Annotated in this window: 12 protein-coding genes; 7 read left to right on the forward strand and 5 right to left on the reverse strand. The window is 68.9% G+C overall.

The window, feature by feature from the left end; translation table 11 throughout:
• Positions 1 to 58 precede the first annotated feature (58 nt).
• Positions 59 to 871 carry an oxidoreductase gene (locus OG933_RS13470; RefSeq protein ID WP_405633377.1) on the reverse strand — a complete coding sequence of 271 codons (813 nt, stop codon included), beginning with the start codon at positions 869 to 871 and terminating at the stop codon, positions 59 to 61.
• Between the two features lie 1,043 nt (positions 872 to 1,914).
• The gene (locus OG933_RS13475) at positions 1,915 to 2,556 is read right to left on the reverse strand and encodes a TetR/AcrR family transcriptional regulator (RefSeq protein ID WP_405627263.1); all 642 of its coding nucleotides are present in this window, start codon (positions 2,554 to 2,556) and stop codon (positions 1,915 to 1,917) included.
• A gap of 152 nt (positions 2,557 to 2,708) precedes the next feature.
• On the opposite strand from OG933_RS13475, the gene OG933_RS13480 reads away from it, so the two are divergent.
• The 6 genes from OG933_RS13480 to OG933_RS13505 all read left to right on the forward strand — a co-directional run bounded on the left by OG933_RS13480 (position 2,709) and on the right by OG933_RS13505 (position 8,233).
• Positions 2,709 to 3,620 (forward strand): SDR family oxidoreductase, encoded by a 912-nt coding sequence (locus tag OG933_RS13480; RefSeq protein ID WP_405627265.1) that lies wholly within the window; start codon positions 2,709 to 2,711, stop codon positions 3,618 to 3,620.
• A gap of 4 nt (positions 3,621 to 3,624) precedes the next feature.
• Positions 3,625 to 4,761 carry a hypothetical protein gene (locus tag OG933_RS13485; protein WP_405627267.1) on the forward strand — a complete coding sequence of 379 codons (1,137 nt, stop codon included), beginning with the start codon at positions 3,625 to 3,627 and terminating at the stop codon, positions 4,759 to 4,761.
• The gene (locus OG933_RS13490; RefSeq protein ID WP_405627269.1) at positions 4,758 to 5,681 is read left to right on the forward strand and encodes an alpha/beta fold hydrolase; all 924 of its coding nucleotides are present in this window, start codon (positions 4,758 to 4,760) and stop codon (positions 5,679 to 5,681) included. The genes OG933_RS13485 and OG933_RS13490 overlap by 4 nt, the downstream gene beginning before the upstream one ends.
• Before the next feature lie 82 nt (positions 5,682 to 5,763).
• Positions 5,764 to 6,675, forward strand: coding sequence for a metal-dependent hydrolase (locus tag OG933_RS13495; protein WP_405627271.1), 912 nt, complete (start codon positions 5,764 to 5,766; stop codon positions 6,673 to 6,675).
• 23 nt (positions 6,676 to 6,698) lie between these two features.
• On the forward strand, positions 6,699 to 7,799 hold the full coding sequence (locus tag OG933_RS13500; protein WP_405627272.1) for a PDR/VanB family oxidoreductase: 1,101 nt from the start codon (positions 6,699 to 6,701) through the stop codon (positions 7,797 to 7,799).
• A 206-nt stretch (positions 7,800 to 8,005) separates the two neighbouring features.
• A complete protein-coding gene (locus OG933_RS13505; protein WP_405627273.1) occupies positions 8,006 to 8,233 on the forward strand; it encodes a hypothetical protein in 228 nt (75 codons plus the stop codon).
• On the opposite strand, the gene OG933_RS13510 is transcribed toward OG933_RS13505, so the two are convergent.
• From OG933_RS13510 to OG933_RS13520, 3 genes are all read right to left on the reverse strand, one after another.
• Entirely contained in the window at positions 8,223 to 8,864 is a 642-nt protein-coding gene (locus tag OG933_RS13510) for an AMP-binding enzyme (RefSeq protein WP_405627275.1), read from the reverse strand. The genes OG933_RS13505 and OG933_RS13510 overlap by 11 nt on opposite strands.
• Positions 8,861 to 9,541 (reverse strand): AMP-binding protein, encoded by a 681-nt coding sequence (locus tag OG933_RS13515; RefSeq protein WP_405627277.1) that lies wholly within the window; start codon positions 9,539 to 9,541, stop codon positions 8,861 to 8,863. The genes OG933_RS13510 and OG933_RS13515 overlap by 4 nt, the downstream gene beginning before the upstream one ends.
• A 605-nt stretch (positions 9,542 to 10,146) precedes the next feature.
• Positions 10,147 to 12,489 carry an MMPL family transporter gene (locus tag OG933_RS13520; RefSeq protein WP_405627279.1) on the reverse strand — a complete coding sequence of 781 codons (2,343 nt, stop codon included), beginning with the start codon at positions 12,487 to 12,489 and terminating at the stop codon, positions 10,147 to 10,149.
• A gap of 154 nt (positions 12,490 to 12,643) precedes the next feature.
• Between OG933_RS13520 and OG933_RS13525 the strand changes: the two genes are divergently transcribed.
• Positions 12,644 to 13,291: a TetR/AcrR family transcriptional regulator gene (locus OG933_RS13525; RefSeq protein ID WP_405627280.1), complete on the forward strand. Its 648-nt coding sequence runs from the start codon at positions 12,644 to 12,646 to the stop codon at positions 13,289 to 13,291.
• Positions 13,292 to 13,373: the final 82 nt, after the last annotated feature.

Raw genomic sequence — 13,373 nt, forward strand, 5'->3', positions numbered from 1 at the left:
TCCCGGCATCAACGGCGCGAACGGGTTTGTGGGTGGCGGGGTTTGCGGGTGGTGGGTGTCAGCCGGCCAGCTTGTTCATCGTGCGGATCTGCTTGTCCAGGACCCAGGCGGGAACGAAGCGGAGCATGCGTGCGCGTCCGGCCATGGGGCCAGCGGCGTAGCGCAGTTTCGGCTTCGCGTCGGTGGCAGCCGTGACGATCGCCTTGGCGACCACAGCGGGGTCGTCACCGCTCTTGATCGCCTCCGTCATCAGGCTGTCGAAGACGTGCCGCTGGTCGGCGTAGGTCTGCAGGGGGGTGTCGGGCTTGGCACTGTTGGCCTCGAATCCGGTGTTGGTGTAGGCGGGTTCGACGAGGAGCGAGCGGACGCCGTACTGGCGGACCTCGTGGTCCAGGGACTGGGAGTAGCCCTCGATCGCGTGCTTGGACGCGCCGTAGACGGCCATGTAGGGAGCGGGGATGAAGCCCTGCACTGACGAGAGGTTGATGATGCGCCCGCGCCCTTGGGAACGCATGTGCGGCAGGACCTCCCTCACCATGCGCATTACCCCGAAGACGTTGATGTCGAAGACACCCTGGGCCTGCGCGAGTGAGGTTTCCTCGGCCGCGCCGATCGAGCCGATGCCGGCGTTGTTGACCAGGACGTCGATCCGCCCGAACCGGTCGATCACCTGCTGGACCACGGCGGTGACCGACTTGTCACTGACCACGTCGAGGTCGAAGAGCGTCACACCCCGCAGCGGGGTGACGCGTGAGGTGTCGCGGCCCGTGCCGGCCACCTCGAAACCCGCCGCGACCAGCGCGAGCGCGGTCTGCTTGCCGATGCCGGAGGACGCACCCGTCACGAGGGCCACCGGCCGATTTGTCGTCATCATGCACTCCCGAAATCACCTTGGAAACCGATCGGTTTCCCCTTGCTCTCACTGTAAACCGGTCGGTTTCCAATGCGCAAGCTCAAGCACGGAACTGATCCCGGGCCGCGTCACCGGCCGGCTTCAGGTTGAGCTGACCGGCGCCCGCCGACATGGCGGCACGCGCCGGATGAGCAGGCAGGGAGACGCGACAGCGCCATCCGCGCGCCGCGATCGCGAGTTCGCGCTCAACTGCTACGGCACCCCTGCCGAGGCGACCGCCAAGCGCGCCGGTGTCACGCGGCCGTACCTCTTCAGACTCCTCCCGGGCGAGAAGGCGATCGCCGCCGCCTTGACGCGGGGCACGGAAGCACGCCCGCCTGGTTCGAGAGCGTGGCCAAGGATGAGCAGCACGAGCGGGCCTCCCGTGCCATGAGCAGCTCAATGGCGATCGGTTACACGCGGCCGATCTCGGCGCACCCCGAAACGCTCCAGATGCAGATGCAGGGAAATGCCGTAGCGGCAGCCAGCAGGCCGTAGAAGCCCTCGGCGGCGTCCGGGTGAGACGGGCACGAGCCCGATGTCGCCGACGATGATCACTGACGGGGAGCAGTACTCGATTCTGGCGATGGCGTCCACCGCGCGAATACGGACAGTGACTGCGGTCGAGAGACGCAGGCACTTAGCGGGCCTGGGCATGTGCGGGCGCCCAGCAATAGCGGCAGGGTCGGTCCGGCGCGGGCTGGCCCCCGGGACAGGCGCGCCAGCCGGCACACAGGCGGCGGGTGATCCCCCGCCGTTCAGCAGCTCCCCCGACGCGACGGGACCGTCATGGTTCACGGCCGCTCAACCCGATCACATTGCGTCGCTTCCGGATGGATGCTCGATATGGAACCCGTCCGAGAGTCGATAGTCAGCAGGTGCGCCGCACTTGCGTTCATCGCGCGATCGTTCTCGCCGCCCTCGCTGATCAAAACAGGGCTGCCGAGTGCGCAGGGCCGGAGCAAGGGCGTGGGCTGCCATCCGGTGCAGAAGCTCCCGTGAAGAAATCCGGGCCCGCGTGATCAGGGCTGATCGCTGATGGCTCGGTAGGCCGCGATGAACAGGGTGTGGCACAGGTCGATCAGTTCTTCGACGGTGGCGTTCTGGTGGCCGAGGGTCCAGTCCACGAGGAGTTCGTTGACTCCGCCGACCAGACTCATCGCGGTCATGGTGAGCCGGCTGGAGGAGGCTTCCGGGCCAGGGAGCGGTCCGACGACGGCGGCGACCATTGCGGCGAATTCGTGCAGGACCTCGCGGCGCCGTACTTCGAGGCGGGGGCTGGCGCCCACGACCTCGATGAGCACCAGGCGGGCCATACGGGCGTCGCCGGCCAGTGTGCGGATGAACACCTCGAGGCCGGCGCGCAGCTGGGCGTCGACATCGGGTGCGGCAGCGGCTGCGGCCTGCGCGGTTTCGGCTTGGATCGCGGTGATCAGCTCGTTGTAGACCCCGGCGAGAAGGTCTTCACGGTCACGGAACGACTCGTAGAAGTAGCGCTCGGTCAGTCCGGCATGGGAGCACACCTGCTTGACGGAGGCTGAGGCGTATCCGACCGTGCCGAACATGTCGAGGCCCGCCTGGATGAGGCGGGTGCGGCGCTCCTGCTGTCGTTGCGCCGCATCGCGTCCGCCGTAGCGCCGTCCGGCGGTCTGTGTGCCGGTCATTTTTCCCCTTCGCAGAGGTGTTGACACCGGTGTGCTCCGAACTGACACTCTAGCTTGTCAGATCATCTGACATGGCATCGTGTCAGACGCGCGTGGGGGCCGCTTGCCGCTCGGCGTTCCGCTCATGCTCAGGGCAAGAAAGGGGCTCGACCGTGGCAGCACCGCCCAAATCCCCGCACACGTCCAACCGAAGAGACCGCGACAGGCTCCCCCGCACACAACCGCTGACCGGCCGAGTGATCGCGGTCACCGGGGCGGGCCGCGGAATCGGGCGGGCCGTCGCGGCCCGGCTCGCCGCCGCCGGAGCGGCCGTGGCGATCGGCGATCTCGACGCGGAGCTTGCCGTGGAGGCGGCTGGTGCCATCGGCGCGCATCCCGGTGGCCGGCTGCTCGGGCTGTCTCTCGACGTCACCGACACACCTTCCTTCGAAGACTTCCTGCGCACCGTCGAGACCCGGCTGGGGCCGATCGACGTACTGGTCAACAACGCCGGAATCATGTGGGTGGGCCCCTTCGAGGAGGAACCGGAGGAAGCCGCCCTGCGCCAGTTCGACGTCAACGTCCACGGCGTACTGCGCGGGATGAAACTCGTGATCCCGGGAATGCGGAAACGCGGTCGCGGCCACTTGGTGAACATGGCCTCCGCCGCCAGCAAGGTCGCCCCGGCCGGCGAGGCGACCTACGCGGCGACGAAGCACGCCGTCCACGGCTACAGCACAGCCGTCCGCGCCGAACTGCGCGGCACCGGCGTGCATGTGTCCTTGGTGATGCCCGGCGTCGTGGACACCGAGCTGGCCGTGGGCACCGCGACCGGACCCACCCGGCGCCTGACGACGGATCAGGTGGCCGACGCGGTGCTCGACGTCGTGCTGCGCCCGCGGTTCGAGGTCTTCGTTCCACGCCAGGTGGCCGCCCTGACCAGGTTGGCCGCAGTGCTGCCGGGCCGTGCCCGCGACGCCCTGCATCACCTCCTTGTCCCCGATCAGCTCGCCGCCCTGTCCGACCGGGCGGTCCGCGCGGCCTACGAGCAGCGCACCCGGACCGCCCGCCATCCCGAAAGTTGAGCCCGTGACCACCACGCCCAAGCCGGCGCCCAGCGCGGAGAAGGCGCAGGACGCCGCCGCTCCGCGGCCCATCCCCGAATTCGAAGGTGTCCACGACGTGTGGCCCCGCGGTGACCGGCTGCGCGCCGTGCGCAGCGCCGCGGCCACCTACCGTGAGCGGTTCGTCCAGCAGGGCCGCATCCACGCCGTCCGCAGTTTCGACATCGCCGCCGCCCCGTACCCGACCCGGTTCGGCTTCCACGGCGCCGCGCTCGCCGTCAACCCGTTCGTGAGCATCGTCAACCGCATGCTCGTCGTGCAGTTCGACGGCTTCGACGGTGAGCCGAAAACACTGGTGTGGGAGCCGACCGTCGCCGCCGGAACGGCTCAAGCACCGTTCTACGCCCAGCTCAAACGTCTGGCGGGGGACTTTCTCACCGAGCACGTCTTCGCCCGCTTCTACCAGGACCCGAACACCGTCCTGCCCTCCTGCGGTCTGCGACCCGAGGACGTGGACTTCGTCAGCTTCGACCACCTGCACGTCCAGGACGTGCGCATGATCATGGGAAGTACCAGCACCATTCCCGGCGAACGGGCGCCGCGCGAAGCGCTGTTCCCGCGCGCCCGGCTGTTGGTGCACCGCAGGGAGCTGGGCACCTTCGAATCGACGCATCCGATGCAGTGGGCCTGGTACGTCGACGGAGGCATGGACGGGGTACCGCCCGAGCGCGTCACCGCCTTCGACGGAGATGTCGAACTCGGCGTCGGCGTCAGTTTGCTGTGGACCCCCGGCCACACGGACGGCAACCACTCCCTGGTGCTGAACACCCCCGACGGGGTGTGGGTCTCCTCCGAGAACGGCATCTCGGCCGACAACTGGCAGCCCGAGCTCTCCCGCATCCCCGGGGTGCGCCGCCACGCCGCGTTCTACGGCCATGAGGTGGTGCCCAACGCCAACACCCTGGAGGACTCTCTCGACCAGTACGACTCCATGGTCAAGGAGAAGACCCTCGCCAGCCCCAGCCGACGCGATCCGCGCTGGCTGCAGATCCTGCCCTCCTCGGAGCTGGCCCCCTTCAAGCGGCACTGGCCGGTGCTGCCCAGCTTCGTCCACGGCGGTCTGAACTACGGCGAACTGGCCCCTGCCAGCGGTGGCCGGTGACCGGCCCGGCCGCCCTCCGGATCGCTGCGGACGGCGTGGAGTTGGCCGCCCACCAGTGGGGAGTGTCCACGGCTCCTCCGGTGGTGCTGGTCCACGGCTATCCGGACACCAGCGCCGTGTGGCGCCCCGTCGCCGAGCGCCTGGCCGACCGCTTCCACGTCACCGCCTTCGACGTGCGGGGAGCCGGTGCCTCCCACCGGCCCAGGGGGCTGCGCGCCTACCGGATGTCCCGACTGGAAGCCGACCTGGAGGCGGTCCTCGACGCCGTGAGCCCCGACCGCCCGGTGCACCTGGTCGGACACGACTGGGGATCGATCCACTCCTGGGAGTCGGTCACCGGCACCCGCCTGGCCGGGCGGATCGCCTCGTTCACCTCCATCTCCGGACCCTGCCTGGACCATGTCGGCCACCTGATCCGGGCCCGCCTCCGGCCGCGGCATCCGGATCTGCCGAAGATGCTGAGGCAGGCCGCACGGTCCTGGTACATCGCCTACTTCCATCTTCCGCTCGTGCCCGCCCTGACCTGGAGAGCACTGGGACACCGCTGGCGCGCCTTCCTCACCGGCTCCCAAGGTGTACCCGGGCGCACCCCCTACCCCGCGCCGACGCTGACCCGCGACGCCGTGGTCGGCGCCGCGCTGTACCGCGCCAACATGCTGCCCCGCCTGCTGCGTCCCCGAGACCGGCCGACCACCGTCCCGGTCCAACTCATCATCCCCACGCGCGACTTCTGCGTCACCCCGGTGCTCTCGTACGGAGTGGAGCACTGGACGCGCCGGATACAACGGCGCCCGATCGACGCCGGGCACTGGGTACAGCTCAGCCACCCCGAGGAGGTCGCGTCCCGGATCGCGGAATTCGCGTACCGCATCGAAGACGGCTCCTGCCGCACTCCGGACCACACCGCGCACCCGATCTGACAGCCCAACAGGCCGGCAGTACTGGACGACTGCCTGACCGCCCTTCCGCACACACCGATCGCCGACGGAGGAGGAACCTGTCATGTTCCGAGCCGCACATGCCCACCCGGAGCGCCCGTCAGAGCCCATCGACCACCACGACCTGGTGCTGCAACCCCGGGACGTCACCTTCGACTGGGGCGCCACCCCGCTGCACTGGCTGCCGGGTGAGCCCTTCGCGACCCACACTTTCGATGTGCTCCACCTCATGCTCCCCGAGCTCGAACGCTGGTTCGTGCGCACCTTCGAGCAGGCACTGCCACTGATCACCGATGACCGGCTGCGCGAGGACGTACGCGGCTTCATCGGCCAGGAGGCGATGCACGCCGAGGCGCACCAGGGGGTCCTGGAGCACCTGCTCGCCAAGGGGCTGGACCCGGGTCCGTACACCCTGCAGTCCGAATGGATCTTCCGAAGGGTGCTCGGAGACCGGCCGGAGCTGACGCCGGCCGCCACCCACGCGCACCTCCTCCAGCGGCTCGCCCTCATAGCGGCCTTCGAGCACTTCACCGCGTACATGGGTCACTGGATTCTCAGCAACGGGCACTTGGACCAGGCCGGCGCGGACCCCGCGATGCTGGATCTGTTCCGCTGGCACGGCGCGGAGGAGGTCGAACACCGTTCGGTGGCGTTCGACCTGCTGGTGCACCTCGATCCCCGCTACCGGCGCCGAGTGGCCGGCATGCTCGTCACCGCTCCGGTGCTGACCCGGCTGTGGATCCGCGGAGTCCGCTTCCTGATGAGCGCCGACCCCGAACTCGACGAACGGGTCAAGGTCCGCTTCCGCGACTACCTGGCCGCCGCCCGCAAGGACCTGTTGCCGCCACCGGGCGCGTTCACTCGCTCGGTACTGCGCTACTTCCGCCCCGGCTACCACCCGACCCAGGAGGGCTCGACCCAGCAGGCGGTCGCCTACCTGGCGGCGTCCCCCGCTGCCCGAGCGGCTGCCCAATGACCCGGCAACCAGCAAGGCCTCCCATGGACATCAGCACAGCCCTCACCCGGCCACCGGACCTGTACGGCCGACCGCGCAGCGACTCCTTCATGCAGAAGCTGGCGGCTTTCAGCGACATCGCGGTCACGCGCCTCGCGCGGCGCGGCACTCCTCCCAGGCGCCCGCCGACCACCGAGATACCCGCGATCCGGGAACTGGTGGTCGCCGCCAGGCACCAGGAGGCCGAGGATGTCGTCTCCCTGCGGCTGGCAGCACCCGACGGGGGAACGCTCCCGCCCTGGCAGCCCGGCGCCCACATCGAACTGCACCTGCCCTCCGGCCGCAAACGGCAGTACTCCCTGTGCGGCGACCCCGCCGACCGGTACCGGTACCGCATCGCGGTGCGCCGCATCGCCGACGGCGGAGGCGGTTCGGCCGAGGTGCACGACACCCTGGGAGACGGTGTGCGGGTCGCCGTCACCGCGCCCCGGAACGCGTTCCCCTTCGCCGCCGAAGCATCCGTCCTGCTCATCGCGGGCGGCATCGGAATCACCCCGATCCTGCCGATGGCCCGGGAAGCCGCCCGACGCGGGCTGGACTGGAGGCTCGTGCACACCGGCCGCAGCCGCGGCTCGATGCCCTTCGCGGCAGAGCTGGCCGAACTCGCGGCCGCAGCCCCCGGCCGGGTCTCCATCCGTCCTGACGACGAGTCCGGCGTGCCCGAAGCGGCCGAGCTGTTGAGCTCGATCCCGGCGGCGGGTGCGGTGTACTGCTGCGGGCCCGCGCCCATGATCGACGGCGTTCGGCGTGCGTTCGGTGACAGCCGCGCGTCAGCCCTGCACTTCGAGCGTTTCGCCCCGCCCCCGATCACGGACGGCCGCCCCTTCGAACTCCAACTTGGCGACACCGGACGGGTTCTGCCAGTGCCGCACAACCGCTCCGCCCTGGATGTTCTCCACGAGGCCCTGCCGGACCTGCCGTTCTCCTGCCGCCAGGGGTTCTGCGGCACCTGCCGGGTAAGGGTGGCCCATGGCCACGTCGATCACCGCGACCGTCGGCTCACGGCCACCGAACGTGCGGAGGGCGCCATGCTGCCCTGCGTCTCGCGTGCACCGGAAGGAGAGCGGTTGGTGCTGGAAGTGTGAGCGGTGGCCGAACGCCCGTAGAGCGTGGCCGTCACCGCGAGGAACGTCAGCGGCAGGGTTGATACCCCACCCATGGCGCGACTCACTGCCTGGACGATAGGACGGTCGGGGACACCAGCCAAATCCAACGGCAAGTCGAGCCATCAGGCCGACCACACCGTTCTGCGCGGACACGGACTGCCCGCGGGACAGGCCGTGTTCGCGAGATGACTGCATACCTGGAGGCCGCCGACGACCTGCTCAGTGACGACGGCGAGGCCTACAAGCAGGCCATCATCGAGCGCTACCCCGCCTACGCGGCTCTCTTCGTGGTCGACATTGGCAACTTCTACCTGTTCGACACCCGCCCCCGCCTGATCAGCACCGTTGAAACGATCACCCAGGTTCCAATCAGGGCCGCCCCACGCGAACTGCCTGACGGAGCTACGCGCTGACGGTCGTGGAGCGGAGGTCCTTGCGGAGGATCTTGCCCGATGCGGACTTGGGGATGGCGTCGATGAACTCGACCCGCCGGACCTTCTTGTACGGGGCGACCTGGCGTGCGACGAACTCGATGACCTCGTCCGCGGTGAGGTCGGTGCCGGACCGACGCACGACGAAGGCCTTGGGGATTTCCTCACCGTCGTCGTCGGTGACCCCGATGACCGCGGTGTCGGTGATCGCCGGGTGGGTCAGCAGCAGGGCCTCGAGTTCGGCGGGCGGGACCTGGTAGCCCTTGTACTTGATCAGTTCCTTGAGCCGGTCGACGATGAACACCCGGCCGGCGTGGTCGACCCGGGCGAGGTCCCCGGTGTGCAGGAACCCGTCGGAGTCGATCGTGGCGGTGGTCGCTTCCTGGTTACCGAGGTAGCAGGTCATCACGTTCGGTCCCTTGACCCACAACTCGCCCGGCTCGCTCAGCCCCTGTGCGGGGTAGGCGACCTCCTTGCCGGTGGCGGGATCGACGATCTTGTTGACGGTGTTGGCGACGGGCCAGCCGCAGGAGCTGAGCGGCGCGGCCTCCCCGAAGTGTTCCTGACCGCCGTCCGCGGGCATGCAGTGGCTGACCGAGCTCAGTTCACTCATGCCGTAGCCCTGCAGCACTGTACGGTCAGCCGCTTGGCCACGGCAGTTCCGAGCTCGGCGTCCAACGGCGCGGCGCCGGACAGGATGACACGCAGCGATGACATGTCGAACTGGTCGACCACGGGATGCTTGGCCAGCGCCACCGCGACCGGAGGCGCGATGAAGCCGCAGGTGATCCGGTGGTTCTGGACGGTGCTCAGGAAGTCGGCCAGATCGAAGCGGGGCATGACGACCAGAGTCGCCCGCGCCTGCAACGCGGCGTTGAGCAGCATGGTCATGCCGTAGATGTGGAAGAAGGGCAGTACCGCGAGGATCTTGTCGTCGGATCTCATCGCGAGCAGCGGCCGGATCTGCGCCATGTTGGCCACCAGGTTGCGATGGGTGAGCATGACGCCCTTGGGGTTGCCGGTGGTTCCGGAGCTGTAGGGCAACGCTGCCAGGTGGGTGGCGGGATCGAAGTCGACCTGGGGTGCCGGAGCGCCCGGGCCGAGCAGGTCGTCGACGTTCGGGTGTTCGGTGGCGGCAGCGCAGTCACCGTCGAGGACGATCAGGTTCTCTGGCGTGATCCCGACCGTCCACGCCGCCTCCTGCGCCTGCGGCAGCAACGCACTGACGGTGATCAGCATCGTCGCGTTCGCGTCGGTGAGCTGCTTGGCGATGTCATGGGCGGTGAACAAGGCGTTGTGGCACCGGACCGCAGAATGCCGTCTGGTCCTGTCCTACGTGCCTGATGGCGCCTCCCTCAAGAGAACGAGCCCACGGGCGAACCGAAGGAATGACACGGTGGAGCTCGAGCTGCGGATCAACGGATCCGCCCAACGGCTGGACGTCTCGCCACAGGTGAGCCTGTTCGACGCGCTGCGACGGGTAGACAAGCACGCGGAAGCTCCTGGTCGACAGGCGATCCTGGTCGTGAACCCATCTACCAGGAGCTTCCGTACGTCCGGCCGCCGCCCCCGCCGCAACTCCCCACCCCGCCAACCAGGCTGGCAAACGCTCACTGTCCCTGCGACCGCTGTGTACGCGGGCGCAGGGGGCGGCTGCCGCAGCACTCATTGACGTGGTGACGGCTCGGTCCGTGCGGGTGCGGTCCGCCGAGTGTGGTGGTGCAGAAGCGCTTCAGATCATGGAAACGGGTGCCATCAGAAAGACAGGCCAAGACCACGACTTGTTGCCACTTCCCGCCCCGTGCCGTGCGCGAAACGACGCGGATGACACGGGCACCGCGGCCGACGACCGCGGGTTCGGCGCTGCCGACGGGCACATGTTCGCCGACGGAGCGTCAGGTCTTCTGCGCTGTGGCGTGCTGCTGAGAAGCGGCAGGATGGGCAAGCGGGATCCTCTGCGCGAGTTTGTCGCCTTCGACGTCCAGGTCGGGCAGGAGACGGTCCAGCCACACGGGAATCCACCAGGCCTTCTCCCGCGCGAGTGCCATGGTGGCCGGGATGAACGTCATGCGGATGACGAACGCGTCGATGAGGATGCCCACCGCCAGCGCGAATCCCGCCTGTTTGATCATGGGCTGGGCGTTGAAGATGAATCCGGCGAAGACCGAGACCATGATCGTGGCCGCGGCGACCACGACGGCGCTCGCCCGGGCGAAGCCGGAGACGGTCGCGTCGAGCGGGTCGGCACCGTGCATGCGGGCCTCACGCATCGAGGTGACCAGGAACACCTGGTAGTCCATGGCCAGTCCATAGAGCACGCCGGTGACGATGATGGGCAGCAGGCTCACCACAGGTGCGCTCGCGTCGAGTCCGAACAGCGCCTGCAGCCAGCCCCATTGGAAGACGGCCGTGGTGACGCCGAAGGTGGCGGCGATGCTGAGCAGGAAGCCGAGCGTGGCCATCACCGGGACGACGACCGAGCGGAAGACCAGGAGAAGGACGATCAGTGAGAGCCCGAGAACGGTGGCCACGTAGAGGGGCAGGACGTCCCCGAGGCGGTCGGAGACGTCGATCGCGAGGGCGGTGAAGCCGGTGATGCCGATGGTGACGTCATGGGTTTCGCGGATCTCCCGGCCCTTGTCCCGCACGGAGGTGACGAGGTCCTTGGTGCCGTCGTCGTTCGGTCCGTCGCCGGGAACGAGGCTGAGGACGGCCACGGTGCCGGCGGTGTTCATACCTGCCAGAGAGATCGAAGTGACGCCCTCGGTGTCCTTCAGTTCGGAGACGACCGCGGCGAGGGCCGTGGGGGTGAGCGGCCGCCCGCTGTCGGAGGAGCGGGCGACGAGCATGAGCGGGCCGTTGTAGCCGGGGCCGAAGGTGTCGCTGACCTCCTCGTAGCTCTGGCGCTGTGCGGTGTCGGGGTTGTAGCTGGCGCCGGACGGCAGGCCCATCCTCATGTCGAGGGCGGGCAGCGCCAGAACCAGGGGAATCAGGAACGCCGCCGCGAGAGCGGGGTACTTGTGGCGGACCAGGTGTGATCCCCAGCGGGTGGCCCGTGTCCTTGCGGTGGCGGAGGCCCGCTGCTGCGCCGTGCGTCGGGTTCCGGCCGAGCAGATGCGCTCCTTGACCAGGCCCAGGAGCGCCGGCAGCAGGGTCAGGGCGAGCAGGACGGTGATGGCGATCGTGGCCGCGGCGGCGAGGGCCATGGTGCTGAGCAGCGTGATACCGACCACCAGCAGTCCTGCCAGGGCGATGATGACGGTGCTGCCGGCGAAGAAGACCGCGCTGCCGGCGGTGCCGATGGCGCGGCCGGTCGCCTCGTGCGCGTCCAGGCCGGTGTCCAGGATGAGCCGCCGTTGCCGGTTGACGATGAACAGGGCGTAGTCGATGCCGACGGCGAGCCCCAGCATCAGGGCCAGTACGGCGGTGAGCGAGTGGATCTCGAAGACGGTGGAGAGAGTGAAGGCGCCGCCGACGCCCACCGTGACACCGATCAACGCGATGACCAGGGGCAGGCCCGCAGCCACGACCGATCCCAGGGTGACCAGCAGGACGATGGCCGCCACCACGACGCCGACGATCTCACCGACGCCCACGATCTCGGGTATCTCCAGCATGGCCGCCGACGGCAGGACGTCGAGGTGGGCTCGTTCGGCCTGCTGCTCTGCGGCCTCGACGGTGCTGTCGATCGTGCCGGAGGGCAGCTCATAGGTCTGCTCGTCGAACTGGAACTGCATCAGGGCGGTGGAGCCGTCGGCCGAGACGATGACCCCGGGCACCGGTCGGCCGTCCTGCAGCAGCGGGATCGGCGCCTTGCCTCCCGTCGGCTGCCCGGCGGCTTCGGCCACCGCCGCCTGGGTCCGCAGCAGCGGACTCTTCTGCCCCTTGGACAGCTCGTCGGCGAGGACCTTGCGGGCGTCGATGACGTGGTCGTGCCGGTAGACCGCGTCCACCGCGGCGATGAGGGCGGCGCGGCTGTCCTCGCCGTCGACCCGCGTCCCGTTCTGCGCGCGGAACACCAGCATGCCCTGCCCGCCGGACGCCTCGGGAAGGGACTTCGCCAGATCGTCGATGACCTCCTGGGCGGAGGTGCCGTCGATGCGTACCTCATTGCTCAGCTTGACGGGGTTGACCACGAGCAGCGCCACCACGGCGGCCACCACCGCCAGCCAGCCGGCGATCACATACCAGGGCCTGGCGTAGGCGAAATGTCCCAGCCGGTACAGCAGCACAGACACACTCTTCTCCCTTCTCCGGCGCACCCTGCTGGGCACGCGCATCCGAACGAGGTGAGAGGGTACTACCAAAGCGATAGTGGACTATCAAAACGGTAGGGTGCTATCGTCGCGCAGGCGATTGAGTAGTCTGCGGTGCAGAACGGGAGGGTCAGAGATGCCGAACGCCGCACCACGCACACGCCGGCTCCGCAGGGTTGACGCCCGCTCCAGCGTGGAGCGCATCATCGCGGCCGGACGCAATGTCCTCGGCGCGGGCGAGGGCTCTTTGGAGCAGATCGCCGTCGAGGCGGGCGTGGGCATCGCCACGCTCTACCGGCACTTCCCCAACCGGGAGGCCATCGTCCGGGCCGTCCTCGACGACATCCTCGAGACCGACCTCCTCCCACTGATCAACGACGCCACGGCCTCCCGTCACCCGCGCCAGGCCCTCCTGGACATCGCCACCCGGCTGCTCGACCTGATCACCGAGGAGCGGGGACTGGTCACCTTCGCCGCCAACTTCGCCGACGTCGCCGTGGACGCCCTCCAGCGGTTCAGCGAGTCCCTCCGGCCCCTCCTTGAGCACGCACAGGAGCAGGGCGAGATCCGTACCGACCTAAGTGCGGACGACATTCCGCACTTCCTCGTCATGGGTATCGCAGGCCTCGCACTCCCCGGTACCACACCGTCCATGCGCGCACGCTTCATGGCCCTGCTCTTCGACTCGCTCAACCCCGCCGGCGCGTCCCCTCTCCCACCGGCACGCGCGGAAACGGAAGAAGACGACCTCCGCGCCGCGATCAGCGGCGTCGTCCGGGACTGACTCCCGGAGGCCGCGACTGACCCCAGTAGCGCCTGATTCGGTGGTGCTGTCGGCGAGTAGATGCCTGGGCGGCTTGGCACCC

This window comes from Streptomyces sp. NBC_00016 (genome assembly GCF_045040885.1).
Taxonomy (GTDB): Bacteria; Actinomycetota; Actinomycetes; order Streptomycetales; family Streptomycetaceae; genus Streptomyces; species Streptomyces coriariae.

Coding starts and splice junctions, on each gene's coding strand:
- OG933_RS13470 (WP_405633377.1), bottom strand. CDS start 871: ATGACGACAAATCGGCCGGTGGCCCTCGTGACGGGTGCGTCCTCCGGC.
- OG933_RS13475 (WP_405627263.1), bottom strand. CDS start 2,556: ATGACCGGCACACAGACCGCCGGACGGCGCTACGGCGGACGCGATGCG.
- OG933_RS13495 (WP_405627271.1), top strand. CDS start 5,764: ATGTTCCGAGCCGCACATGCCCACCCGGAGCGCCCGTCAGAGCCCATC.
- OG933_RS13500 (WP_405627272.1), top strand. CDS start 6,699: ATGGACATCAGCACAGCCCTCACCCGGCCACCGGACCTGTACGGCCGA.
- OG933_RS13505 (WP_405627273.1), top strand. CDS start 8,006: ATGACTGCATACCTGGAGGCCGCCGACGACCTGCTCAGTGACGACGGC.
- OG933_RS13510 (WP_405627275.1), bottom strand. CDS start 8,864: ATGAGTGAACTGAGCTCGGTCAGCCACTGCATGCCCGCGGACGGCGGT.
- OG933_RS13525 (WP_405627280.1), top strand. CDS start 12,644: ATGCCGAACGCCGCACCACGCACACGCCGGCTCCGCAGGGTTGACGCC.